Here is a 23836-nt window from a genome sequence, read left to right as displayed (position 1 = left end):
GCAACTATCCGAATGGTACGACTACCATGTAGTCACACTCCTTTCAGATAGCCCCCAATGATCAAAGCCAGCCTGCGTAGTCACCTGACCCTCTGGTTTGCCGGTTTGTCGCTGCTCACCCTGGTGAGCGTAGGGTTCTACGTTGGGCACATCGCTACCGAGCAACTGAAACTGGCCAGTGGCAATGCCTTGTTGAGCACTGCCCGCTCCACCGCCGCGCTATTGGCGGTGCAGCTGCGTGAACGCCAGCTCGAAGTGTCGCTGCTCAGCCGCGCACCGCTGTTCAGACGGGGCAACCTGGACGATCCGGACATACTGACCTCCATGGAACAACGCACCCAGTCCCGCGCCGAGTACGCGTGGATGGGCGTCGCCGACACCGACGGGCGTGTGCGCCAGGCGGTGAATGGGCTGCTGGTCGACCAATCCGTAACGGCACGGCCCTGGTTCCAGGCCGGTTTGCAGGGCAACTACACCGGCGATCCCCACGAGGCGGTACTGCTTGCCAAGCTGCTGCCGGGCTCCAACGGTGAGCCCTGGCGCTTCATCGACTTTGCCGCACCGATTCGCAATGCCGGGGGCCAGGTGATCGGCGTACTGGGGGCTCACGCCCATTGGACGTGGGTGACACAAATTGTCGAAGCGGCCAAAGGCAATACGCCGGACATCGAGGCGCTGATCATCGACAACGACGGCAAGGTGCTCTACCCGGAACAACTGGCCGGCCAGCAACTGCCCCAGGACCGCCTGGCCAATGACACCGGCTGGTCGGTCGACAACGGCTACGTGACCAGCGCCGTGGCGGTGCCCAGCCCGTCGAATTCCAGCCTGACCTGGTACATCGTGATGCGCCAGCCGCTGGAAATCGCCCTGCACCCTGCCCGCGTATTGCTCTACAAACTGCTGCTGTTGGGCGTCATTGCCGCGGTGATTTTCGGCTTCGTGGCGTATTACCTGGCGTCGTACCTCAGCCGGCCCATCGAAGAACTCGCGCGTTCAGCCAAGCAGGTCCAAAACCAACAGCCTGGCGCGTATTTCCCTCAAGACCATTTCGTACTGGAAATCGCCCAGCTCGGGCGCTCCATCAAGGGCATGACCCAATCGCTGCTTGGCAAGGAGCGCGAGCTGCAGGACACCAATGCGTCCCTGGAAGCCACCGTCGCCCAGCGCACTGCCGCCCTCACCCAGGCCAATGCCGAGCTGTTGAACCTCGCCAGCCATGACGCCCTCACAGGCGTCTACAACCGTCGGCGCTTCGATGAAAAACTGGCGGAGTACAGCCTGCTGTTCCAGCGCAGCGGGCGCGCATTTGCCTTGCTGCTGATCGACGTTGATCATTTCAAGCGGATCAACGATACCCATGGGCATGCCGTCGGGGACGATGTACTGCGCCAGCTCGCGCAGCTGATTCAGGACGCCACCCGCGCCACCGACTTCGTCGCCCGTTACGGCGGTGAAGAGTTTGCGGTGCTGTTGCCGGAAGTCGAAGCGCCGGACAGCCCGGACGTGGTGGCCGAGAAGATTCGCGCGGCAATTGCCGGAGCGCATTTCGAGACCGTTGGGCAGGTCACGGTGAGTATTGGCGTCGGGCTCGTTGAAGCGTCGGACAGCGACACCACAGTGCTGATCAAGCGTGCGGATCAGCAGTTGTATCGGGCCAAGTCGTCGGGGCGCAATCGCGTGGCGTGACGGTGTAGTGCGTCATGAGCCTTTCCAGAAAGCCACAACGCTCTTGATTAAATATCGACAGCCGCGCGCCCATGACCGTAATCTGCCCCACGAACGATGAATACAACGTATGCAGGTCATCAATGGCTGAGGTGCTGGACCGTTTCGACCAATGGCTGGTTCGGTTCGGCAAGCGTTACGTTCATCTGGACTCGGGAGATGACGATTTCCAGGGCTTTATCATCGATGCTGAACAGGTCGCGGCAACCATCGAGCTGGCGCGTTTCGCCGGTATCAACGCCAGTCTTGAGAGTTTCTGATTTCAGGTAAATATCCATGTCCATCACCGACAACCTGCTCGCCTTCACCTTCGCCGCCACGTTGCTCACGTTGACGCCCGGACTGGACACGGCCCTGGTATTGCGCACTGCAACGGTGGAGGGCAAGCAACAAGCCTTGCGCGCCACCCTGGGCATCAATGCCGGCTGCCTGCTGTGGGGTGCAGCGGTGGCCTTTGGGCTGGGCGCGTTGATTGCCGTGTCCGAGGTGGCCTTCAACGTCTTGAAGTACTGCGGCGCGGCTTACCTGGCGTGGCTGGGCTTGAACATGCTGGTGCGCCCGCGCAGTTCGCTGGCGTCCGTCGAGGCCGATGGAAAACCCGGTGCCAACTGGTTCCTGAAAGGCATGATGGGCAACGTGCTCAACCCCAAGATCGGGATTTTCTACGTGTCTTTCCTGCCGCAGTTCATTCCCCAGGGGCATCCGCTGGTGGCGTGGACGTTCGGGCTGGTGAGCATCCACGTGGTGATCAGCCTGGCCTGGGCACTGATACTGATCGGTGCCACGCAGCCATTGGCCGGTGTGCTGCGGCGTGAAAAGGTGATCAAGTGGATGGACCGCACCACCGGCATGATATTCGTGCTGTTCGCGGCCCGGCTGGCCTTCAGCAAGCGCTGAAGTCAGCGCCGGTCCCGATGCCGTACCAGGCCTTCCAGGGTAAACCGCGCCTGCATCAGCACCACATCCCGCACCAGTTCCATTTCCTTCTGGCTCACTTCGGTCCAGTTCAAGGCGGAGAGCAGCTTGGGTTTCTGCACCCGAAACGCCAGGCCCTGGGTGAACAGCGCCATTGAGTGGATCACCGTGCGCTCGTCGTCAACGGCAAGGCCGGCAACGCGCGCGATCAGCAGGCGGATCACGTTGGCGATGCGCGCCTTGAAGCGTTCCTCGAACGCCATGGTCGCGCTTTCAGGGCAGAGCCCGGCTTGATGGCGATCAAGAAACGCTCGCCACGCGGTGGTCTGGGGACTGTCCTGGATCGTTGAAACCACCGCGCCGAGAATGCCCAGTGAGGCGTCGATCAACCTCTGATCGTCGACCCCGGGATCGGCCAGCGCACCTTCTGCGGCTTCAACGGTAGGCGCCATCTTTTGCCACAACAGCGTGATCAAGTGCTCGACGCATTCCAGATACACGCCTTCCTTGCCATCGAAGTAGTACTGGATCGCGGGCGCATTGACGCCGGCAGCATTCGCGATGTCTCGCGTGGACGCGCCGTCGTAGCCACGCTCGCCAAATACCTCGACAGCCGCCTCGATAATGCGTGCGCGGGTTTCTTCACCCCGCTGATAACCCCCTTCGGCGGCCGGTTTGTGTCGTGCCATGTGCCACTCCATTTTTTTAACGTAACCAAAATATACCAGTTGACAAAAATTCGCGAAAAAACGAATTTATTCCAACTGATATAAAACTGGAGTGACTTGATGTCCGCTGCACCTCCCTCTCCTCAGGTCATTCCTGAAACCACCGTCAACGGCCAACGTGGCAAAGCCCGACGGATTCTACTGTCACTCGCCGGCGTGGCGCTGTTGGCCGGGCTGGCGTGGGGCGCCTGGTGGTGGCTCACCGGGCGCTTTATCGAGACCACCGACGACGCCTATCTGCAAGCCGACAGCATCAGCGTGGCGCCGAAAATCAACGGCTACGTCGCCGAGGTGCTGGTGGCCGACAACCAGAACGTGAAGCGTGGCGACGTGCTGGTGCGCCTGGATGCGCGCAAATACCAGGCAGTCAGTGACGAAGCCTCGGCGACGATTGCGGCCCGCGAGGCCGACTTTGCCAAGGCCCAGGCCGACCTCGTGCAACAGGACTCGACCATCGCCGAAGCCCGCGCCCAACTGCAAGGCGCCCAGGCCGACGCCCAGCACGCGCAAACCGAAGTCGCACGTTATGCGCCGCTGGCGCGTTCCGGGGCCGAGCCGGAAGAACGCCTGGCGCAGCTCAACAACCAGCTCGCCCAGGCCCGCAGCACCGTGGCCGCCAAGCAGGCCGCGTTGCGCTCCAGCCAGACCCGCTACGGCACCCTCGAAGCCCAACTCAAGCAAGCCCAGGCGCAACTCGGCGTGGCCAAGGCCAGCGAAGCCCAGAGCCAGCTGGATGTGGACGACGCGGTGATTCGCAGCCCGCTCGATGGCCGCGTCGCTGATCGCGGTGTACGCGTCGGCCAATACGTGCAGCCGGGCACACGCTTGTTGACCGTGGTGCCGGTGAGCGCGATCTACCTGACCGCCAACTACAAGGAAACGCAGATCGGCGAGATGCGCGCCGGGCAGACCGTCACCGTGCATGTGGACGCACTGCCAGGCCATGATATTCAGGGCCATATCGACAGCCTGTCCCCAGGCACCGGCGCACAGTTCGCGTTGCTGCCGCCGTCCAACGCCACCGGCAACTTCACCAAGATCGTGCAGCGGGTGCCGGTGCGGATTTCCCTGGATGTACCGGATGACGACGTGCGCCAGGCACTGGTGCCCGGCTTGTCCGCCACCGTGGAAGTCGACACCCGCACCCACAAGGCAGACGCCAACCATGGCTGAAGCCATCTTGACCGAAGTGCCCGCGGACAAACCGCGCAACGCTTCGCTGACCGACTGGATCGCAGTCGCCGCCGGCTCGCTGGGCGCCTTGCTGGCGACCCTGGACATCTCGATCACCAACTCGGCGCTGCCGCAGATCCAGGGCCAGATCGGCGCGACCGGTACCGAAGGCACGTGGATCGCCACCGGTTACCTGATGTCGGAAATCGTCATGATTCCCCTCGCCGCCTGGCTGACCCGGGTATTCGGCCTGCGCCGGTTCCTGATCGGCACCGCGTTGATGTTCACGTTTTTCTCGATGTTCTGCGGGTTGTCTTCCAGCCTCGGCGCGATGATCGCCGGGCGTATCGGCCAGGGTTTTGCCGGCGGCGCGATGATCCCGACCGCACAGACCATCGTACGCACCCGCCTGCCTGCCCATCAGTTGGCAATCGGCACCACGATGTTCGGCATGACGGTGATCCTCGGCCCGCTGCTGGGCCCGGTGATTGGCGGCTGGCTCACGGAAAATATCAACTGGCGCTGGTGCTTCTTCATCAACTTGCCCGTCAGCATTACCTTGATCACCTTGCTGATCACCGGCCTGCCCAGCGACCGCATGAACCTCCAGCAATTCATCAAGGCCGACTGGCTGGGCATCATTGGCCTGGCCATGGGCCTGAGTTCGCTCACCGTGGTGCTGGAAGAAGGCCAGCGCGAACACTGGTTCGACTCGCAGTTGATCATCTGGTTGAGCATCACGATGGTGATCGGCTTCTTCCTGATTGCCGTCGGGCAAGTCCGCTCGAGTACGCCGATCCTGCGCCTGCAACTGGTGCTCAACCGCAGCTTTGGCAGCGTGCTGCTGATCGCCACGGCGGTCGGCGCCGGGCTGTATGGCACGGCGTACCTGGTGCCGCAGTTCCTCGGCATCCTGTCGGGCTATAACGCGCAACAGTCGGGTTCGATCATGTTGCTGTCGGGGATCCCGGCGTTCCTGCTGATGCCGATCCTGCCGCGAATGCTTGGCCGCCTGGACCTGCGGATGATGGTCGGCGTGGGTTTGTTGATGTACTGGGCCAGCTGTTTTCTCGACACCCAGCTCACCGCCCAGAGTGTCGGCCATGATTTCTACTGGTCGCAGATCCTGCGGGGCTTCGGGCAGATCCTGGTGATGATGCCCCTCAGCCAACTGTCGATGCGCTCGGTGGAAACCCGCGATGCGGGTGACGCGGCCGGGCTCTACAACATGTCACGCAACCTCGGCGGTACCTTGGGGCTTGCGCTGCTCGGCGTACTGATGGACCGGCGCAGCCACTTCCACGACGACATGTTGCGCGAAGGCATCCAGGCCAACACCCAGTTGACCCAGGATCAAATGGCGAGCGATACCGCCAGCTACCTGGCGCAAACCGGCGACCCGTCCACCGCCTCGCTGCAGGCCCTCAGTCATCTGGCCAACGACATCGCCCAACAAGCGGCGGTGATGGCCTACAACGACGCGTTCTACGTGCTGGGACTCGCCATGCTGGCGTGCCTTCCCCTGATCTTCATCCTGAAAAAGCGCGCGGCGCAGGCAGGCCAACGAACATGATTTATCGCTCACTTCCCTTGCTCTTCACCGTCGGCCTGCTGACGGCGTGTACCGTGGGGCCGGACTACCAGGGTGCGCCGGATGCCTCACCAAAGACCCTCGCGGCCGGACGCTTGCCCCACGCCGACATAGGCCTGCCGCGCACACCCGCGGTCGCCCAGTGGTGGCAAGCCCTGGGCGATCCGCAGCTCAACCAATTGGTGGCCCAGGCCCTGCAAAACAGTCCGGACATGGCGACCGCCCAGGCGCGCCTCAAGCAATCGCGAGCCAGCCTGAGTGGCGCCAACGCCAACGCCCTGCCCAAGATCACCGGCGATGCAGCGATGCTGAAGCTGCGCTCCCCCGACACCTCGGCGCTGGGTGGCAGCAGTGGCGGTGGTCGCGGGCCATTGAGCCTTTACCTCGCCGGCTTTGATGCCAGTTGGGAGGCCGACCTGTTCGGCGGCACCCGGCGTGCAATCGAGGCGGCCCAGGCGGAAAACGACGCCTCGCAGGCGCAACTGGCCGATGCCCAGGTGCAACTGGCAGCCGAGGTGGTGCAGACCTATGCCGACGTGCGTGACCAGCAGGCGCGACTGGCACTGGTGGACGCCAGTGTCGAGATTGAGGAACAGGCGCTGGACCTGACCCAGCAGCGACGCAGCCGTGGCGTGGCCTCGCAGTTACAGCTGGAGCAGGTCCTGACACAGGCCGAAAACACCCGGGCCCAACGCCTGCCGCTGCAAGCGTCAATCGTCGAGGCGATTGACCAGTTGAACCTGCTCTGCGGACTGGAACCGGGCGAGCTGGACGCGAGCCTCAACACTCCCCGCGCCCTGCCCGCTATCCCTAGCCAGGTACCCTTTGCCGACCCGGCGGCGATCCTGAAAGCACGCCCGGATATCCGGGTGGCCGAGCGCCAACTGGCTTCCAGCAACGCGCAGATCGGCGAGAAAACCGCCGACTGGTTTCCCAAGCTCAGCCTGATGGGCGACTTGTCGTTCTCGGCGGCCGATCCCGGGCACCTGGCGCGCAAGGACAGCGGCACCTGGCTGCTGTTGCCGCGGCTGACCTGGAACGCATTGGATTTCGGCCGGGTGGCGGCCAGTGTCAAAGGTGCGGAAGCCGGGCGCGACGAGGCCCTGGCCCATTACAAAAGTGTGGTGTTGAGTGCGTTGCGTGATGCGGATGTGGCGTTGTCCCGGTATGGCAACCAGCGGCAGAACGTGGTGCTGCTGCGTAATGTGGAGTCTTCGGCGGTACGGGCTGCGGACCTGACGCGCCAGCGTTATAAGGCAGGTACGGCGAGCACGCTGGATTGGCTGGACGCGGAACGTACGCGGTACCAGGCGCAGGAAAGCCGGATTTCCGGGGATGCGCTGTTGCTCAAGGACTTTGCGTCGTTGCACAAGGCGCTGGGGTTGGGATGGACGTTGTGACAAATAACCCGAGTGACCACTGACCTGTGGCGAGGGGGCTTGTCCCCCGTTGGGCTGCGCAGCGGCCCCAAAAAAGAGGGACTGCTACGCAGTCCAACGGGGGACAAGCCCCCTCGCCACAACAAGCCCTCTCACCACAGGTACGGTGTCAGCTTTTAATTGGCCGTATTGGCCCGCGCCGCGTGCAGCTTCTTGTAGCTGTCGATCAACCGCAGGTGCCGGTCCAGCCCTTCCAGCTTCATGCTCGTCGGCGTCAAACCATAGAACCGCACACTGCCATTCACCGACCCAATCGCCGCGTCCATCCGCTCGTTGCCAAACATCCGGCGGAAATTCACTTCGTAGTCCGCCAGTTCCAGGTCTTCGTCCAACTCCATCTCCAGCACCGCATTCACAGCCTGATAGAACAAGCCGCGCTCGACGGTGTTGTCGTTGTACTGCTGGAACATCTCCACCAGTTCCTTGGCTTCTTCGAACTGCTGCAGGGCCAGATAAATCAGCAGCTTCAATTCCAGGATGGTCAGTTGACCCCACGCCGTATTGTCATCGAACTCGATGCCGATCAAGGTGGTGATGTCGGTGTAGTCGTCCAGTTCGCTTTCCACCAGGCGCTCAACCAACCCCTTCAATTCCGCTTCGTCGAGGCGATGCAGGTTCAGGATGTCCTCGCGGAAAAACAGCGCCTTGTTGGTGTTGTCCCAGATCAGGTCGTCGATCGGGTAGATCTCCGAATAGTCGGGCACCAGGATGCGGCAGGCGGTCGCGCCGATGTGCTCGTACACCGCCATGTAGACTTCCTTGCCCATGCCTTCGAGGATGCCGAACAACGTGGAGGCTTCCTCGGCATTGGAGTTTTCACCCTGGCCGGAGAAGTCCCATTCGACGAACTCGTAATCCGACTTCGAGCTGAAGAAGCGCCACGACACCACACCGCTGGAGTCGATGAAGTGCTCGACAAAGTTGTTCGGTTCGGTCACCGCATGGCCTTCAAACGTCGGCTGCGGCAGATCGTTCAGGCCTTCAAAACTGCGGCCTTGCAGCAGTTCGGTGAGGCTGCGCTCCAACGCCACTTCCAGGCTTGGGTGCGCGCCGAACGAGGCGAATACGCCGCCGGTGCGTGGGTTCATCAACGTCACGCACATCACCGGGAATTCACCGCCCAGGGACGCATCCTTCACCAGTACCGGAAAGCCCTGGGCTTCCAGGCCCTGGATACCGGCCAGGATACCGGGGAATTTCGCCAGCACTTCCTGCGGTACATCCGGCAGCGCGAATTCACCTTCGATGATTTCGCGTTTTACCGCGCGTTCGAAGATTTCCGACAGGCACTGCACCTGCGCTTCAGCCAGGGTGTTACCGGCACTCATGCCGTTGCTGAGGTACAGGTTCTCGATCAGGTTGGACGGGAAATACACCACCTCGCCATCGGACTGGCGCACGAACGGCAGCGAAACAATGCCGCGCTCTTCGTTGCCGGAGTTGGTGTCGTAGAGGTGTGAGCCGCGCAGCTCGCCGTCACGGTTGTAGATGTGCAGGCAATGCGCGTCGAGTATCTCCGGTGGCAGTTCGTCCTTGCGGCCAGGCTTGAACCAGCGCTCGTCCGGGTAATGCACAAACGCCGCATTGGCGATGTCTTCGCCCCAGAACTGGTCGTTGTAGAAGAAGTTGCAGTTCAGCCGCTCGATAAACTCGCCCAATGCCGACGCCAATGCGCCTTCCTTGGTCGCGCCCTTGCCGTTGGTAAAGCACATCGGCGAGTGCGCGTCGCGGATATGCAGCGACCATACGTTGGGCACGATATTGCGCCACGAAGCGATCTCGATCTTCATGCCCAGGCCCGCGAGAATGGCCGACATGTTGGCGATGGTTGTTTCCAGCGGCAGGTCCTTGCCCGCGATGTAGGTGCCCGCGTCGGACGCCGCGCTCGGCATCAGCAATGCCTGGGCATCGGCATCCAGGTTTTCCACTTCCTCGATGACAAACTCCGGCCCGGCCTGCACGACTTTTTTCACGGTGCAGCGGTCGATGGAACGCAGGATGCCCTGGCGGTCTTTATCGGAGATGTCCGCTGGCAATTCGACCTGGATCTTGAAGATCTGGTTGTAGCGGTTTTCCGGGTCGACAATGTTGTTCTGGGACAGGCGAATATTGTCGGTAGGGATGTTGCGGGTTTCGCAGTACAACTTCACAAAGTAAGCCGCACACAACGCCGACGACGCCAGGAAGTAATCGAACGGACCGGGGGCCGAGCCATCGCCCTTGTAGCGAATAGGCTGGTCGGCCACCACGGTGAAGTCGTCGAACTTGGCTTCAAGTCGAAGGTTGTCGAGAAAATTGACCTTGATTTCCATGCGGGATTACCAGAATAGCGAGCAAAATATGGCCGCCATTATCCGGGTTTCGAGGCGTAAGTCTTGTGCTTTCGGGCCTGGGCGATCGTTGGCGATGGGTATCAGCCGTGTTGAAAGTCCGCAATCTGCTGCCACATCGCGATCGGGTTGGAGTACATCGGGAAGTGCCCGCACCGGGCAATCGGCGCCAACCGCACGCCTTGCGCCTGGATATGCGCCAGGTACGACAAATGGGCATTCTGCTCGCCGTACATGAACATGCGCGGGCATTCCAGGCCGAGGAACTTGCCCATCAAGTCGGCGTTATCCGACAGTTCGACCATCGACAGGAAGATCCCCCGCACCGCCCCGGCACGCACCTTGTGGCGCAGGCTCGCCGAATACAGCGCGCTGGCGTAGGCCGGTGCCTGCCGGGTGCGCTCGATAAAGGCGCTGAAAAACGCCTCGGGATCGTCCGCGGGGTAGTCGACGATCTGCCGGCTGAGAAAGCAGTCTTCCGGGGCGATATTGCCTTCGATATCGACAAAGCTCAGCACCCGGCCCGGCAACCGGTGCGCCAGCATCAGCGCGGTGAGGCCGCCCATGGAGTGGCCTACCAGATGGAAGCGCTCGATGTTGAAATGCTCCAGCACCTGCAAGGCGGTTTGCAGCAGGAACGGGATGGAGATCTTCGACAGGTCATCGCAATGGCTCTCACCGCAACCCGGGGCGTCATAAGCCAAAAATGGATGACCGTCGAAGGCAGGTTGCTGGACGATGTCGGCGTAATCTTCCTTGGTCGAGCCAAAGCCATGCAGGAACACGATTGGCGCCAGGGTACCCGCGCGGTGGATCGCGGCGATGTTCAACGGCACATCGGCGACGACGATGGGGAGTTGTGTGTGGGTGAATGGCATGGTGAAGACTCCCTGAAAAACCGATTGGCGGCTCAAAAGCCGTTAATTTCAACGGTATTCAGGTTTCTGTAAATTCCTGATTCGGGAAGGTATTCATAGGCTGATCGTATGAGTCGTTCCATAACGCCCTACCCCGCACTCAATCCCCACAACACGTCCAACACATGTTGCGTAGGCCGCTCAACCTCCCCGGCGCGATGGGCGATCCCCAGTTGCCGCCACAGCAACGGTTGCAACGGCCGCATCGCAATCCGGGTGTCGTGCAAGGGCGTGGACGCTTCATGGGGCAACAACGTGGCCCCGTAACCGGCGGCCACCAGGCTTTTGATTGCGTCGTTGTAATTCAGCTGAATACGCGCCGTCGGCTGGTAGCCGTCATTGGCAAACCACTCCGAGGTCAGGCGCGAAAGCCGGGTGGTGTTGTCATTCAGGATTAACGGCTGGGCAGCCAGCCAGGCGGGTGTTACCACCTCGGGGCATTCCCGGCGCGCCGGCAAAAACGCCATGACCGGGTCGCGCCGCCAGGGCTCGATCCGCAAGCCCTTCACCGGTGCCTGGGGCAGCGCCACCAGGCCAATCTCCAGGGCGCCCTCGGCCAGCTTCTTCAATGTGTCCTGCGACGTGAGCACCGCCACCTGCACATCAATGGCGGGATGATGTTGGCTCAAGGTTTCCAGGGCTTGCGGCAGCAACTGTGCGATGGCTCCGGTTGAGGCTCCCAGACGCACCCGCCCCGCCAGCCCCTGCACCTGTCGCTCCACGTCTTCAAGCGCCTGCTCGGCATCCGCCAACAAGCGGCGCGCGCGCGCCACCAGGGTTTCGCCAATCGCTGAAGGCTGCACCCGCCCACGGGTACGCGATAGCAGCTTGCCGCCCACTCGCGCCTCCAGGTCGGCGATATGCAGGCTGACGGTGGGTGGCGCCAGGTTGAGCATGCGGGCTGCTTCGGCGAACGAACCGAGGTCGGCAATCGCCACCAACGTACGCAGGCGGTCCAGGCTGATTTCGCGCATGGGTCAATCCTCGTTCATAAAAACTGAACTTCATCGTTTGGAAATTCAACTTTTCCTATCCTAGCGGCTGGCCGAAGATTGGAACACCTGATTTCCTATCCGAGTGCATCCCATGGCAAATCCTCTTGTATTCATCGACGGCGACCAAGGCACCACCGGGCTACAGATCCATCAACGCCTGCGCGACCGCACCGATCTGCAACTGATCACCCTCAGCCCTGAACACCGCAAGGACCCGCAGCAGCGCGCCGAGATGATCAACGCCTGCGATATCGCGATTCTCTGCCTGCCCGACGACGCCGCACGGGACGCCGTCGCCAGCATCCACAATCCGGCCGTGCGGGTGATCGACGCGAGTTCGGCGCACCGCACTCATCCCGACTGGACCTACGGTTTCGCCGAGATGAACCCGCAACAGGCGCAACGCATTGCCACGGCGCAGCGGGTGAGCAATCCCGGTTGCTATCCCACCGGCGCGATTGGTTTGTTGCGCCCGTTGCTTGAGGCCGGGCTGCTGCCCGGGGACTACCCGACGACCATTCATGCCGTCTCGGGCTATTCCGGCAAGGGCCGCGCCGGGGTGCAGGAGCACGAGGGCGCCGACGCTTCACAGGCGCCCGCGTTCCTGGTGTATGGGCTGGGACTGGCACACAAGCATGTGCCGGAGATTCAGCAGCAAAGCGGGCTGACGCAGCCGCCGCTGTTTGTGCCGGCCTACGGGGCGTTCCGCCAGGGCATCGTGCTGACCATCCCGCTGCAACTGCGGCTGTTGGCCCCGGGCGTGGACGCGGCGCGGTTGCATGCCTGCCTGTCGCAGCACTACCGCGATACCCGTCACGTACGGGTGCTGTCGATGCAGGCTGCGAGGGAGTTGACCTACCTCGACCCTCAAGCGCTGAACGGCACGGACGATGTGCGTTTGATCGTGTGTGAGAACCACGAGACGGGCCAGGTCCTGCTGGCGGCGGTGTTCGACAACCTCGGCAAGGGCGCCGCAGGTGCCGCCGTGCAAAACCTGGACTTGATGATCAAGCCGAGACCGTAGCGATAAAGGCGCGCAGGTCCGCCAGCATCAACGCCGGCTGCTCCCAGGCCGCGAAGTGACCGCCGGCGGGCATCTCGCTCCAGTGCACGATGTTGAAGGTCTTTTCGGCAAATGAGCGCGGCGGCGGCACGAACACCGGATCACGAAAGGCGGCAAATCCGGTCGGCACCTGGATGCGGGTGCCGACCGGGAATTTTGACGATCCCTCAAGGCGCTTGCCGTGATACATCCACGTCGCGGTGACCATGGAAGATGGCGCGAGATACAACATGATGTTGGTCAGCAGTTGCTCCTCGGTAAAGGTGCCCCAGAGATCCGGGCTGCCATCGGCGGTAGTGGGCAGATCGGCCCATGTGCCGATTTTTTCGAGGATCCATCCCGCGGCCCCCACCGGGCTGTCGGCCAGCGCGACACCCAGGGTCTGCGGGCGGGTTTCCTGCTGGTGGTTGTAGCCGGTTTCCCAGTCGATCAGCACGTCACGCCGGGCGACGAAAGCCTCCTCCTCCGGCGTGGTCGCAACGGTGCCCTGGGCCAGCAGGTCGGCCATGTTCAGGTGAATCCCCAGTAACGCCTCGGGCCGATCGTGGGCCATCCAACCGGCGATGCCCGAACCCCAGTCACCGCCCTGAACGATGAAGCGGGTTGGCCCGAACAGCCGGGCCATCAACCCATGCATGAGTTCGCCCGCCCGACGCGGGCCAATCACTCCGGTGATCGGCCTGGAGAATGCAAACCCCGGAAGCGACGGCACGATCACATCGTGTCCGTCAGCCGCCAGCGGTTCCAGCAGCGCCTCGAATTCCAGGTACGAACCTGGCCAGCCATGGAGCAGCAGGATCGGCGGCCTGGAACCGTCGCCCCGCACATGGACGAAGTGCAGGTGCTCGCCCTCAATCTCGGTGATGAAGTTGGGCAGTTGGTTGAGGTGTTTTTCGACCCGGCGCCAATCATAGGATTCCAGCCAGTAAGCGACCAGGCGCTGAAGGTCGCGCACGCCAACGCCCGACTTCCACCCTCCCAAATCGGGAAGCCGGGTCCAATCGTAGGCGGCGACTTTGTCGCGGATGGCCACAAGACGTTCGTCGGGGACATTGATGGTGTAGGGCAAGATCATGGGATTCTCCTGGTGAGTTTCCGTATTACATTGCTTTACGCAATACTGAACCCGACAAAAACCGATGTGAACCCCATTACGCCGCTCAAGGCCTTTGCGAAAAACGCACAAGTGAGTTTCCCGTGGACATAACGGACGAACTGGAAATCTTTACCCTCGTGGCCGAAACCGCGAGTTTCTCGGCGGCCGCGCGTCGCTTGAACCTTGCGCCCTCCTCCATCGCGCGGGTGCTGGACCGCATGGAGGCCCGGCTGGGCGTACGCCTGTTGCTGCGAACCACGCGCTCACTGACCGTGACCCCGGAGGGTGCCGCCTACCTGTCGTGCGCCCGGCGGATCCTCACGGACCTGCGGGAAACCGAACAGCAGATTACCGACCAGAGTTCACCCCGCGGGCGCCTGCGGGTCAGCAGTTCGCTGCTGTATGGCAGGACCTTCGTGATCCCGTTGTTGGGCGAGTTCATTCAGCGTTACCCGGACATCCTGGTGGACATCAACCTGACCGACACCGTGGTCGACATCGCCGCCGGGCAAGCCGACGTCGCAGTGCGATTGGGCCCGCTGCCCGACAGCAGCCTGACGTCCCGCCGGCTGGGCGCCACCCACAAGGTCATCATTGCTGCGCCGAGCTATCTGGCACGACGCGGCACGCCGCAGGTGCCGGAAGACCTGCTAGATCACGACTGCATCGGTTTCAACTTCAAGCGTGCGGCGCCCACCTGGCCGTTTCGCAAGGATGGCCACGACTATTCACTGACGATCAAGGGCCATGTCGAAACCAATAACGGTGACACCCAGGGCCAATTGGCGGCCGAGGGCATCGGCATCGCGCGGGTCTGCGCCGAGACCGTGGCGGACGCCATTCAGGCGGGTCGGCTGGTGCCGCTGCTGGAGGCATTCAATCCAGGCGATGGCGAAGAGATCCATGCCGTGTTCCTCGGCGGTACCCACACGCCGGCGCGGGTCCGGTGTTTTGTCGACTACCTGGTTGAGCGGTTCCAGTAGGCGCGAAATTGCATGATTACTCGGCAACGAGTTCGACGTAGCTCGACTCCCCGCCTCCCGTCGCGCCCGACAACCAGCCCCAGACGAAGGCCAGGGTGGTACGCCCGGCGTCATCCACGCCTAGCGTGCCCCGGGACCAGCCGGCAAGAATCTCGCCCTCGGTGGTCAGGCACTGGTACAGCAACTCGATGGTATCGGGGCCTGTGGCGCGCCCGACTTGATTGCCCATGCGAATCCGGCCGCCCTGGTAGGTGCCCCATATGGCGTTTTCATCGACGTGGTAATGAAACACGGTGCCTGTACCGGACACACCATGGGTGTTGCCCGCGACGATAAACCGGCGGTTGTCCAGGCGTTCGCTGATTTGGCAAAAGGCATTTGGCATTGACAGGCGCTTCCTTGGTCGAGAGGGTTCATTCCGGGGCGCCCAACCTACCTCATATGGCTTTTGTCGGTCATGTAAAACCTGCACAATTGTGGGCTTTCCCGCGACAGGACGTCCCTTCATGCAACGCATCGTGATTCTCGGTAATGCGGGCAGCGGAAAATCCACCCTCGCCCGCGCCCTCGGACAACGCCTGGGCCTGCCCGTGGTGCACCTGGACACCCTGTTCTGGTCGCCCGGCTGGGTCGAGCCCGACGCCGAGCAGTTCCGTACCCGCGTGCGCGACGCCGTTGCCGCCGATGGCTGGGTGTGTGAAGGCAACTATGCGCGGCGCACGTTCGACCTGCGCCTGCCCCGTGCCGATTTGATCATCTGGCTCGACACGCCACGGCTCACCTGCTTTACCCGGGTGATCCTGCGCAGTGCGCTGAACCGCCCGCGCCCGGATATTCCCGCCGGCTGTACCGAGAAACTCGACCGGGAGTTCCTGACATTCCTGAAGTACGTGTGGACGTTTGATCGCGGCCACCGGCCAGGTATCGAGGCGGTGCGGTTGGCGGCAGGCCCGTCGGTGCCCGTGGTGCACTTGCGCGGTGGCCAGCAGATCGCCGAGTTTCTCGAGCGCTTGCCCGCAGCATCTGAAGGCTGCCTTGAATAGAGGGAGCAGGAGCGTTGGCCGCGATAGTGGGTCGTCTTGCCAGTGAAGAAATCATTGATGGCAAGACTTCCACCGCCCTCGGGCCATGCCGTCCTGACAGGTTTTTTCAACTGTAGGATCTTGTTGGCAGCCGCTCCCTCGTGCGACCTGAAGAAGCCCCTATCTGGACCTCAGGTACCGATAGAGCGTCTGCCGACTGATTTCAAAATCACGCGCCAATTTGGATCTACTTTCTCCTGCAGTGGCCCGGTCAATCAAGTTTACAACCTGATTGTCAGACAGCTTTTTCTTGCGACCTCTATAAGTCCCACGATTCTTTGCACTGGCAATTCCCGCCGCCTGTCTTTCCCTCATCGCAGCGCGCTCGAACTCTGCAATCAGCTCCATTACCGCAATGATCGACTCCACGACTTCAAGACAGTCATGCCGGAAAACCAGGTTTTCGTTCAAACACTCCAGCGTGACCTGCTTTTCAATCAACCGGCGAATGATGGCGCACAGCTGCTCCGTGCTTGAAGTCAGCGCTGCCATGCTGTCCACCACCACGGTATCCCCGCACTGCAGGTAGCGGAGTAGCCTTTCCAGGCCTGCAGGATTCGCGGCATTGTCTGCCGGCTCATCGCAAAACACGGCATCAAATACATCGTCGCTTGTTATTTTCTCTGCGCCACCCTCGGGCTCTTTTAGAGCGCGCCGGACATATTTGATGCGATGCAATCTCATGGTGCCTCCTTGGCAATACTTGTACAGCGTCATTTTATACTTGTACAAACTGTAACTAAATCATCAATTCCTTACACCGCACTTGTAACACTGAACCCACCCAAAATACACAGTTGCAAAGAGTTGAACTTCCCTTATCATTTTGAAGCATGGAATTCTAACAAGCTTTTCGCAAAAAAGTCGATTTCGTATTCCTTGAATGCCTCGTGCAATTCAAGCAACCCATATGAGTATCTACTGTTTTACAGCTCCAATAATTGACATGAGCGGCTTGACGCGGCTGTTAATTTCTCGATGCAATCAGAGGATGAATGGATGAATGTCTTGGAAGGCGCCATCGAAATTGATCGCCCAACTACCGATCAGGAAAAGATTGATAAGGTAACCCGCAGTATCACCGATCATGGGAACTACCTGCGAAAGCGTTATCCGATCCTGCAGCACCAGGATGCTCTGGGCGCGAGTGTCATGGCGTTTTCCCTGATAGGGATGGTCATTACGGGAGGGCTCTATCTAAAGGGTTTTATCCCCGCATGGATGTGTATTCTGGTCAATGCGCTGCTGACTTCGTTCATTCATGAAATCGAACATGACCTGATTCATCGCCTTTATTTTAGAAAACAGCCGCTGGCCCATAATGCCATGATGCTCTTCTGCTGGCTGGCACGCCCGGGCATGCCCAGCCCGTGGCTAAGACGCAGTCTGCACTTTCATCACCATAAGCAGTCCGGAACTGATTCTGATGTTGAAGCCTGGATCACCACGAGCGGCAGTCCTTGGGGAATACTCCGATTACTCAAACTGGTGGACGGATTTGTATTTGGTTTTCTAAATGCGGTGTTTGCCCCTGGATGGCGGCAAAAGGTAAAATTGTTAGGCAAGATCATTCGGCTCAATACACCATTCGGGCTTCTGTATTGGGGGTGCTGGTATGTGTTCCTCGGCTACCACCTGTATGTCTGGCTTGGGTCAATTACCGGGATGGAGGTTCACAGTTCAGCTACGACGCTGGAATTAATGGATATCGTCAATAGCGCAGTGGTTATTCTTATAGCGCCCAATATGATACGGCAGTTCTGCCTGTTCTTTATAAGTTCAAATATGCACTATTACGGCGATGTTGCCCCGCGTAACGCCTTACAACAAACCCAGGTGATGAACCCTTGGTGGCTGTGGCCGTTCCAGTTGTTCTGTTTTAACTTTGGCAGCACTCACAGCATCCATCACTTCGTGGTGAGAGACCCGTTTTATCTGCGTCAGATGACGGCACCTTATGCTCATAAAGTCATGGCCCAGGCCGGTGTCAGGTTCAATGACTTCGGCACCTACAAACGAGCCAATCGCTTTTCCATGGAGCACTCCCAAACTCGGTCTCGTGGGTGAATTCCTCCACAACCATTATCCGTGTTCGGCAAGTATCAAGGGCCGCACTTCAAATACGAGGACGTTGAGGTATGAAAGCGCAAGGGATATGTGCGAAGCAGTTTGAAGCGGTCAAGCAGGCCTTCGAGGACATGTTCGATGATCCGCAGGAACGTGGGGCCGGCCTGTGCGTGCAGGTAGGCGCAGAGATCGTTGTCGACCTGTGGGCCGGCATGGCAGACCAGGCGGGCACGAAACCCTGGACCCGCGATACGCTGGCCAATACCTTCTGCGTAATAAAACCCTATGTCGCGGTGGCCGTCCTGATGTTGGTTGAGGCGGGCAAGCTGGAGCTGGATGCACCCGTGGCCCGTTACTGGCCCGAGTTCGCCCGGAGCGGGAAAGCAAAGGTCACCCTGCGCCAGGTGATGAACCATACCGCAGGCCTGCCGGCGCTGCGGGGGCCCGACCATAACCCCATGATGTATGACTGGGAGCACATGCTGCGACTGCTGGAGGCCGAGCCGCTGTGGTGGGAACCGGGAACAGACCTGGGCTACGGCACCACCACGTTTGGCTGGATCCTCGGCGAGTTGATTCGCCGGGTGGACGGACGAGATCCCTGTGTGTTTATCCACGAAGAGATTCTCGATCCCCATGAGTTGGACGTGCACCTTGGCGTGAACGAAGAACACTTTCACCGTATCGCGCGTTTCGACAGTGCCACGGGACGAGTCGGTGACCCTTACTCGCAGGCGTTGCGAACCGTGGTGAAAAACGAGCCGTCGCATATCGCGACGCTCGCCTTCACCAACCCCGGAATGGTGCCCAGACGAACCAGTGACCCTCGCTGGTGGGCCTACCGGCAACCCGCCGTGTGTGGACACGGTTCGGCTCACGGCCTGGCCGGTTTCTACAGTGCATTGATGGCAGGAAACTTTATCGGTCCCGAGCTGCTTACTGAATTCAGCCGTGAGCACAGTCATGGCATGGATCGAGTATGGATGCGCCCCATGCGTTATGGATTGGGTTGCATGCTCGAGCAGCAACGCGACCCGACGGCTTCCCATGCAATGGGCCCGAACACCTTTGGCCATATCGGGCTTGGTGGCCCGATCAGTTTCGCTGATCCCGAAAAACAAGTGAGCTTCGGTTTTGTCACCACGACTTCGGGCAGCCATTCGATGATTGATCCACGCCCACGCCGACTTTCATCCCTTGTCTATGCGGCGCTTTGAGAGGCAAGGGGCGGATCTGTTCATCTGAGGCTTTCAAGGGGGGCGCAATACTGCCGAATGCAACGCAGCAAGTTTGTGGCAAGACACAAGTGGCTGATGGCAAACCGAAACCTTCCCCTCCCGGCCAACAATGAGTCATTGGCTTATTAACGAAGGCTGGTACAACGACGACATGATTTATTTATAAATAAATTCATATGCCTCGATATAAGAACCTATCTTGTTTGAATGAGCAGTCACCCACACTGCATTCATGCCTGTCTTTCTTTGATCGTTGAATTCCGACTGAGTGGTACAAAGCGTAACCCAGCGCTCAGTCTTTAAATCCTTAATCCGCAGACCCGCCTCACAACGACTGAACTTTCCAACGTAGGGCCCCGGAGTCACCAGCTCGTAAGGTGACGCATACTGAACAATGTCGCCGGGCAACAGGTACGTAACGACGTCATAACTGTGCAAGGACAAAATCAGACCCACGCAAAAGCCACCAAAAAAAGATTCTCCAACACGGTTCGGGTTTCTTACAGCCGGACGATAGTAGGTGGCCCTTGCAGCAAAAAAGAGTCCAACCAGACAACCAATGACTATATAGGTCGTCCACTCGGGAATCGATGGCATTAAAACCGTTCGCATTACAATGCGACCGGCCCAGAGCGTATAAGCAATCCATGCTCCAAATAACAGACACACCACCAACAACAAGGTTCTTTTCTTTGATTTGTTTTCAAATGAAGGATATTCCATTCCCTGCCTACTCTATTTTTAATTCCCGGGAAAAGCGCTTCGTGCTTCACGCCAACTTCCTTTACCCGATTGGCATGCCGGGCATATTAACGAATGAGCGTCATGGTGACCGATCTATTTACCCACGACTCACAGACATGGCCAGAGCGCCATCGGTTCTACCCATTAGCGCAAATTGTTCAACCGCCTCACATCCCTTATCCTCGTGGCCTTACCTGCCAGCGCCCGCCGGAGCCCCCCATGGACCTCGCCACCCTCACCCTCTTCCTCCCGGCCTGCTTCGCCCTGAACATGGCGCCAGGCCCGAACAACCTGCTGTCCGTGAGCAACTCCACCCGCTACGGCTACCGCACTTCGTGCCTGGCAGGCATCGGGCGACTGCTGGCCTTTGCCGGGATGATCGCCCTCGCGTCCGCCGGGCTGGCGGTGGTGCTGCAAACCTCGGAGTTGTTGTTCTACGGGATCAAGATTCTGGGGGCGGCGTATCTATTCTATCTGGCGTATCAACTGTGGCGGTCCAATCCGCACGCGGAGGCTGAGTCGACGGCGCCCAAGGCGGGCTTGTGGGCCTTGGCGCGACAGGAGTTCCTGGTGGCCGCCGGCAATCCCAAGGCAATCCTGATTTTTACCGCCTTCCTGCCGCAATTCGTCGACCCGGCACGTCCGATCACGCCGCAATTTGCCCTGCTGGGAGCGATGTTCCTGGCGCTGGAATGGTTCGCCATCAGCGCCTACGCCTATATGGGTTTGCATATGCGCCGCTGGTTCGCGCAGCCTCGGGGCAAGCGGATTTTCAACCGCTGCTGTGCGGGGTTGTTGTCGGCTGCCGCGACGGTATTGCTGATGGCGCGCAGGGCCTGAGCACTGCGAAAAACCGGCGAAAACGCTTACAATCGCCGTCTCACCGCAACTCAGGCAGGCCAGTTCGCCCATGGCGCTCGACCCCATCACCATACTGGTCCTCACCATCGCACTGGCAGGCGCCGCCGCGCTGTACCTGGCCGTCGAGTGGCGCAATGTCCGCGAGCCATCGCTGCTGTACTGGACTGCCGGTTTCGCCATCATCAGCGTGGGCAGCACCCTGGCGCTGTTGCGGGCCAGCGGCCTGCTGTTGATCGGCATCTGGTTCGCCAACGGATTGCTGATCACCGCCCACTGGCTGTTCCTGCTGGGCGTTGCGCGTTTCACCCAGGTGCGCCTGTCTCGCGCCTGGTACCTGATGTTCGTGGCCTGGTTTGCCATGCTGCTGTTGCCGGAAGGACAGTCGTGGTCCAGGGCCATGCTGCTGGCCAACTCGCTGCTGGTTGCCCTGCCGACCCTGCGGGCCAGTTTCCTGTTACGCCCCCATGGCCGATCACTCAGCGTGGGCGCGGTGCAACTGCGCTATGTGCTGCTGGCCCACGGGCTGTTCTATCTGGCCAAGTCGCTGGTGGCGATCGTGCCGGGGACACTGATCGACCTGACGGCGTTTCGTGGCGAGATCATTCAGGTGTCGCTGGTGGAAGGCGCCATGGCGATCATGCTGATTGCATTGTCGATGACCGGCACCGAGCGCTACCGCCGTGAGGAACAGATTGCACGGTTGGCCGCCCGCGACCCGTTGACCGCGCTGTACAACCGCCGCGCCCTTGAAATGCGCGCGCCGAGCCTGCTGAGCGAGGTGTCGCAGGCCCGGCCGGGTGCCCTGCTGTTGATCGACATCGACAATTTCAAGCTGATCAACGACCTGTACGGCCATACCGCGGGCGACCGGCTGCTGGTGGCCCTGAGCGAGATGATTCGCGCGCAGTTGCCCGATGATTCGCTGGCGGCGCGGTTGGGTGGCGACGAGTTCGTGATCCTGCTTAATGACACCTCGAACGCGCGCATTGTCGCGCTGGGCAGCGCCCTGCGCGAACAGTTTCATCAGGCTGCCTCGCAGGCGTTCGCCACGCCCGAGGCGGTGACATTGAGCATCGGCGCCAGCCTGTTCGACACGCCGCCCGCCAGCCTCGCGGCCTTGATCGAGCAAGGCGACGCGGCGCTGTATGAATCCAAGCGTGGCGGACGCAACCGTATTCGTCTGGTGGACCGGACTGCGGTGGGCGCCGATTGACTCAATCGGTGCATCAACCTTTGAGCGCCGCCTCAATCCCCGCTATATCAATCCTGGTCATCCCCATCATCGCATCAAACGCCCGCTTGGCCGCTGCCGGGTCGGGATGGGTGATCGCCGCGCTCAGTACACGCGGGGTAATCTGCCATCTCACCCCCCATTTATCCTGGCACCAGCCGCAGACGTTTTCCTGGCCGCCATGGCTGACAATCGCGTGCCACAAGCGGTCGGTTTCCGCCTGGTCGTCGGTGGCTACCTGGAACGAAAACGCCTCGTTGTGCTGCACGCCGGAGCCGCCGTTCAGCCCCAGGCAAGGAATACCCATGACGGTGAATTCCACCGTCAACACATCGCCCTGTTTGCCCGCCGGATAATCCCCGGGGGCGTGATGGACCGCAGTCACTGCGCTGTCCGGGAAGGTCCTGGCGTAGAAGTTGGCAGCGTCCAGTGCACTGCCGTCGTACCAAAGGCACACCGTGTTTTTGTTGAGCATGAGTGTTCTCCAGCGTGGAGGTTCGGACTTGCAGTGTAGTACCGCTACCGACAAGAATGCGTTCGCGTCCTGACATGAACCCAAACGGTGCAGAGAATGAGTAATGGTGTAAGGATCGACCCGCGAATCATCCCGGTTCCGCGGTCCATCAGCCCCGAGGCCCAGGCGATGCTGCAACGCATGGTGAACGCCGATGGCGTGCCGCTGAACAGCCTGTACACCCTGCCCGCACCCGATGACCACGCTGGCTGGCGCCGTATGCAGGCCGCAGTTGCCCAACAGTACGCGGCGTCCCAGGCGGGACAGACGGCAGACCACGTTGAGACATTCACCGTGGAAGACGCCACGGTGTACCGGGCGACGCCGGCATACGGGGCCGAGTTCGCCTATATCGACCTGCACGGCGGCGCCCTGGTGTTCGGCGGCGGCGAAAACGCCCGCCTCGCCGCCGGCAAGCACGCCGACCTGCACAACCTGACCTGCTACGGCGTGGACTACCGCATGCCGCCTGACCATCCGTACCCGGCGGCACTCGATGACTGTCTGGCCACCTACCGGCATGTGCTGAAGCACCACACCCCGGACAAGATCGTGATCGGCGGACGCTCGGCCGGAGGCAACCTCGCCGCTGCCATGGTGCTGCGCGCCCGCGACGAAGGCTTGCCGCTGCCGGCCGCGCTGGTATTGCTGTCACCTGAAGTGGACCTGACCGAATCGGGCGACAGCTTCCAGGTCAACCGCACCGTCGACGTGGTGTTGCCCAACTCGCTGATGAGCACCAACCTGCTGTACGCCGCTGGCGCGGATTTGTCTCACCCGTACCTGTCGCCGCTGTTCGGGGATTTCGCAGCGGGCTTCCCGCCGACGTTCGTGCAAAGCGGCACCCGCGACCTGTTCCTGTCCAACGCCGTACGCCTGCACCGGGCGCTGCGCCAGGCCGAGGTACCGGTGGAACTGCACATCTTTGAAGCAATGCCCCACGGCGGTTTCATGGACGCGCCGGAAGACGCAGAACTGTCGGCGGAGCAGGTGCGTTTCGTGCGCCATTGGCTGAACCGCGACTGATCGCCGTGAGTTGACACACCCTGTAATAATCCATAAAGATAAGCGTCTTCTTCAGGGTGTGTCCTCAATGTCTGCAACGACCTTCAACTTTTCCGTCATTGGCTTGATTGCCAAG

23 protein-coding genes are annotated in these 23836 nt (G+C 60.9%); 14 read left to right on the top strand and 9 right to left on the bottom strand.

The features are described from left to right. Window positions 1-57 precede the first annotated feature (57 nt). The 3 genes from HX815_RS26535 to HX815_RS26525 all read left to right on the top strand — a co-directional run bounded on the left by HX815_RS26535 (window position 58) and on the right by HX815_RS26525 (window position 2625). Complete coding sequence (locus tag HX815_RS26535) at window positions 58-1689, top strand: sensor domain-containing diguanylate cyclase (protein ID WP_177029148.1); 1632 nt, start codon at window positions 58-60, stop codon at window positions 1687-1689. Between the two features lie 122 nt (window positions 1690-1811). Next, window positions 1812-1988, top strand: a complete 177-nt coding sequence (locus HX815_RS26530) for a hypothetical protein (protein WP_003215170.1) — start codon at window positions 1812-1814, stop codon at window positions 1986-1988. 16 nt (window positions 1989-2004) lie between these two features. Beyond that, the gene (locus HX815_RS26525) at window positions 2005-2625 is read left to right on the top strand and encodes a LysE family translocator (RefSeq protein ID WP_008436344.1); all 621 of its coding nucleotides are present in this window, start codon (window positions 2005-2007) and stop codon (window positions 2623-2625) included. 2 nt (window positions 2626-2627) lie between these two features. Here the strand turns inward: HX815_RS26525 and HX815_RS26520 are convergent, their stop codons facing one another. Further along, on the bottom strand, window positions 2628-3332 hold the full coding sequence (locus tag HX815_RS26520; protein WP_177009446.1) for a CerR family C-terminal domain-containing protein: 705 nt from the start codon (window positions 3330-3332) through the stop codon (window positions 2628-2630). A gap of 99 nt (window positions 3333-3431) precedes the next feature. Here HX815_RS26520 and HX815_RS26515 point away from each other — a divergent pair, with 99 nt between their 5' ends. The 3 genes from HX815_RS26515 to HX815_RS26505 are packed head-to-tail and all read left to right on the top strand — an operon-like array spanning window position 3432 to window position 7535. Then, window positions 3432-4544: an HlyD family secretion protein gene (locus HX815_RS26515; RefSeq protein WP_008436342.1), complete on the top strand. Its 1113-nt coding sequence runs from the start codon at window positions 3432-3434 to the stop codon at window positions 4542-4544. Next, on the top strand, window positions 4537-6117 hold the full coding sequence (locus HX815_RS26510; protein WP_003215162.1) for a DHA2 family efflux MFS transporter permease subunit: 1581 nt from the start codon (window positions 4537-4539) through the stop codon (window positions 6115-6117). The genes HX815_RS26515 and HX815_RS26510 overlap by 8 nt, the downstream gene beginning before the upstream one ends. After that, window positions 6114-7535: an efflux transporter outer membrane subunit gene (locus tag HX815_RS26505; protein WP_177029147.1), complete on the top strand. Its 1422-nt coding sequence runs from the start codon at window positions 6114-6116 to the stop codon at window positions 7533-7535. Before HX815_RS26510 ends, HX815_RS26505 begins: the two co-directional genes overlap by 4 nt. Before the next feature lie 155 nt (window positions 7536-7690). On the opposite strand, the gene HX815_RS26500 is transcribed toward HX815_RS26505, so the two are convergent. From HX815_RS26500 to HX815_RS26490, 3 genes are all read right to left on the bottom strand, one after another. Beyond that, a complete protein-coding gene (locus HX815_RS26500) occupies window positions 7691-9886 on the bottom strand; it encodes an OsmC domain/YcaO domain-containing protein (RefSeq protein ID WP_102369200.1) in 2196 nt (731 codons plus the stop codon). Between the two features lie 101 nt (window positions 9887-9987). Next, on the bottom strand, window positions 9988-10782 hold the full coding sequence (locus HX815_RS26495) for an alpha/beta fold hydrolase (RefSeq protein WP_177029146.1): 795 nt from the start codon (window positions 10780-10782) through the stop codon (window positions 9988-9990). A gap of 128 nt (window positions 10783-10910) precedes the next feature. Beyond that, a complete protein-coding gene (locus HX815_RS26490) occupies window positions 10911-11795 on the bottom strand; it encodes a LysR family transcriptional regulator (protein ID WP_177029145.1) in 885 nt (294 codons plus the stop codon). A 112-nt stretch (window positions 11796-11907) separates the two neighbouring features. Here HX815_RS26490 and argC point away from each other — a divergent pair, with 112 nt between their 5' ends. Continuing rightward, complete coding sequence (gene argC, locus HX815_RS26485; protein WP_177029144.1) at window positions 11908-12840, top strand: N-acetyl-gamma-glutamyl-phosphate reductase; 933 nt, start codon at window positions 11908-11910, stop codon at window positions 12838-12840. Here argC and HX815_RS26480 read toward each other — a convergent pair. Continuing rightward, entirely contained in the window at window positions 12824-13954 is a 1131-nt protein-coding gene (locus HX815_RS26480) for an epoxide hydrolase family protein (RefSeq protein WP_003215148.1), read from the bottom strand. The genes argC and HX815_RS26480 overlap by 17 nt on opposite strands. 122 nt (window positions 13955-14076) lie before the next feature. Between HX815_RS26480 and HX815_RS26475 the strand changes: the two genes are divergently transcribed. Continuing rightward, on the top strand, window positions 14077-14958 hold the full coding sequence (locus HX815_RS26475) for a LysR family transcriptional regulator (RefSeq protein WP_003215146.1): 882 nt from the start codon (window positions 14077-14079) through the stop codon (window positions 14956-14958). Between the two features lie 16 nt (window positions 14959-14974). Here HX815_RS26475 and HX815_RS26470 read toward each other — a convergent pair whose 3' ends face one another. Further along, window positions 14975-15343, bottom strand: coding sequence for a hypothetical protein (locus HX815_RS26470; protein ID WP_008436319.1), 369 nt, complete (start codon window positions 15341-15343; stop codon window positions 14975-14977). A gap of 121 nt (window positions 15344-15464) precedes the next feature. Between HX815_RS26470 and HX815_RS26465 the strand changes: the two genes are divergently transcribed. Next, a complete protein-coding gene (locus HX815_RS26465; protein WP_008436317.1) occupies window positions 15465-16001 on the top strand; it encodes an ATPase AAA in 537 nt (178 codons plus the stop codon). 159 nt (window positions 16002-16160) lie between these two features. Here the strand turns inward: HX815_RS26465 and HX815_RS26460 are convergent, their stop codons facing one another. Further along, window positions 16161-16724, bottom strand: a complete 564-nt coding sequence (locus HX815_RS26460) for a recombinase family protein (protein ID WP_177029143.1) — start codon at window positions 16722-16724, stop codon at window positions 16161-16163. 315 nt (window positions 16725-17039) lie between these two features. Here HX815_RS26460 and HX815_RS26455 point away from each other — a divergent pair, with 315 nt between their 5' ends. Together HX815_RS26455 and HX815_RS26450 are read left to right on the top strand one after the other, a co-directional pair. Then, window positions 17040-18107 (top strand): fatty acid desaturase, encoded by a 1068-nt coding sequence (locus HX815_RS26455; protein ID WP_177029142.1) that lies wholly within the window; start codon window positions 17040-17042, stop codon window positions 18105-18107. Window positions 18108-18178: 71 nt separating this feature from the next. Further along, the gene (locus HX815_RS26450) at window positions 18179-19324 is read left to right on the top strand and encodes an EstA family serine hydrolase (RefSeq protein ID WP_008436310.1); all 1146 of its coding nucleotides are present in this window, start codon (window positions 18179-18181) and stop codon (window positions 19322-19324) included. Between the two features lie 177 nt (window positions 19325-19501). Here HX815_RS26450 and HX815_RS26445 read toward each other — a convergent pair whose 3' ends face one another. Continuing rightward, window positions 19502-20068: a hypothetical protein gene (locus tag HX815_RS26445; protein WP_087695039.1), complete on the bottom strand. Its 567-nt coding sequence runs from the start codon at window positions 20066-20068 to the stop codon at window positions 19502-19504. Window positions 20069-20308: 240 nt separating this feature from the next. On the opposite strand from HX815_RS26445, the gene HX815_RS26440 reads away from it, so the two are divergent. Next, the gene (locus tag HX815_RS26440) at window positions 20309-20929 is read left to right on the top strand and encodes a LysE family translocator (protein WP_177029141.1); all 621 of its coding nucleotides are present in this window, start codon (window positions 20309-20311) and stop codon (window positions 20927-20929) included. A 70-nt stretch (window positions 20930-20999) separates the two neighbouring features. Further along, on the top strand, window positions 21000-22163 hold the full coding sequence (locus tag HX815_RS26435; RefSeq protein WP_008436297.1) for a GGDEF domain-containing protein: 1164 nt from the start codon (window positions 21000-21002) through the stop codon (window positions 22161-22163). A 13-nt stretch (window positions 22164-22176) separates the two neighbouring features. On the opposite strand, the gene HX815_RS26430 is transcribed toward HX815_RS26435, so the two are convergent. Further along, entirely contained in the window at window positions 22177-22656 is a 480-nt protein-coding gene (locus tag HX815_RS26430; protein WP_003215129.1) for a VOC family protein, read from the bottom strand. Between the two features lie 96 nt (window positions 22657-22752). Here HX815_RS26430 and HX815_RS26425 point away from each other — a divergent pair, with 96 nt between their 5' ends. Beyond that, entirely contained in the window at window positions 22753-23721 is a 969-nt protein-coding gene (locus HX815_RS26425) for an alpha/beta hydrolase (RefSeq protein WP_177029140.1), read from the top strand. Window positions 23722-23836 lie beyond the last annotated feature (115 nt).

It is taken from the genome of Pseudomonas sp. E6002 (genome assembly GCF_013385565.1).
Lineage (GTDB): Bacteria > Pseudomonadota > Gammaproteobacteria > Pseudomonadales > Pseudomonadaceae > Aquipseudomonas.
The sequence above is the reverse complement of the archived record's forward strand: the minus strand, read 5'-3'. Positions and strand labels throughout refer to the sequence as shown.

Excerpts from the sequence above, each read along its gene's own strand:
- HX815_RS26510 (WP_003215162.1), top strand. The coding sequence starts at position 4,537 with ATGGCTGAAGCCATCTTGACCGAAGTGCCCGCGGACAAACCGCGCAAC.
- HX815_RS26455 (WP_177029142.1), top strand. The coding sequence starts at position 17,040 with ATGAATGTCTTGGAAGGCGCCATCGAAATTGATCGCCCAACTACCGAT.
- HX815_RS26435 (WP_008436297.1), top strand. The coding sequence starts at position 21,000 with ATGGCGCTCGACCCCATCACCATACTGGTCCTCACCATCGCACTGGCA.
- HX815_RS26440 (WP_177029141.1), top strand. The coding sequence starts at position 20,309 with ATGGACCTCGCCACCCTCACCCTCTTCCTCCCGGCCTGCTTCGCCCTG.
- HX815_RS26505 (WP_177029147.1), top strand. The coding sequence starts at position 6,114 with ATGATTTATCGCTCACTTCCCTTGCTCTTCACCGTCGGCCTGCTGACG.
- HX815_RS26515 (WP_008436342.1), top strand. The coding sequence starts at position 3,432 with ATGTCCGCTGCACCTCCCTCTCCTCAGGTCATTCCTGAAACCACCGTC.
- HX815_RS26495 (WP_177029146.1), bottom strand. The coding sequence starts at position 10,782 with ATGCCATTCACCCACACACAACTCCCCATCGTCGTCGCCGATGTGCCG.
- HX815_RS26445 (WP_087695039.1), bottom strand. The coding sequence starts at position 20,068 with ATGGAATATCCTTCATTTGAAAACAAATCAAAGAAAAGAACCTTGTTG.
- HX815_RS26430 (WP_003215129.1), bottom strand. The coding sequence starts at position 22,656 with ATGCTCAACAAAAACACGGTGTGCCTTTGGTACGACGGCAGTGCACTG.
- HX815_RS26535 (WP_177029148.1), top strand. The coding sequence starts at position 58 with ATGATCAAAGCCAGCCTGCGTAGTCACCTGACCCTCTGGTTTGCCGGT.
- HX815_RS26465 (WP_008436317.1), top strand. The coding sequence starts at position 15,465 with ATGCAACGCATCGTGATTCTCGGTAATGCGGGCAGCGGAAAATCCACC.
- HX815_RS26450 (WP_008436310.1), top strand. The coding sequence starts at position 18,179 with ATGAAAGCGCAAGGGATATGTGCGAAGCAGTTTGAAGCGGTCAAGCAG.
- HX815_RS26480 (WP_003215148.1), bottom strand. The coding sequence starts at position 13,954 with ATGATCTTGCCCTACACCATCAATGTCCCCGACGAACGTCTTGTGGCC.
- HX815_RS26460 (WP_177029143.1), bottom strand. The coding sequence starts at position 16,724 with ATGAGATTGCATCGCATCAAATATGTCCGGCGCGCTCTAAAAGAGCCC.
- argC (WP_177029144.1), top strand. The coding sequence starts at position 11,908 with ATGGCAAATCCTCTTGTATTCATCGACGGCGACCAAGGCACCACCGGG.
- HX815_RS26470 (WP_008436319.1), bottom strand. The coding sequence starts at position 15,343 with ATGCCAAATGCCTTTTGCCAAATCAGCGAACGCCTGGACAACCGCCGG.
- HX815_RS26520 (WP_177009446.1), bottom strand. The coding sequence starts at position 3,332 with ATGGCACGACACAAACCGGCCGCCGAAGGGGGTTATCAGCGGGGTGAA.
- HX815_RS26490 (WP_177029145.1), bottom strand. The coding sequence starts at position 11,795 with ATGCGCGAAATCAGCCTGGACCGCCTGCGTACGTTGGTGGCGATTGCC.
- HX815_RS26525 (WP_008436344.1), top strand. The coding sequence starts at position 2,005 with ATGTCCATCACCGACAACCTGCTCGCCTTCACCTTCGCCGCCACGTTG.
- HX815_RS26425 (WP_177029140.1), top strand. The coding sequence starts at position 22,753 with ATGAGTAATGGTGTAAGGATCGACCCGCGAATCATCCCGGTTCCGCGG.
- HX815_RS26530 (WP_003215170.1), top strand. The coding sequence starts at position 1,812 with ATGGCTGAGGTGCTGGACCGTTTCGACCAATGGCTGGTTCGGTTCGGC.
- HX815_RS26500 (WP_102369200.1), bottom strand. The coding sequence starts at position 9,886 with ATGGAAATCAAGGTCAATTTTCTCGACAACCTTCGACTTGAAGCCAAG.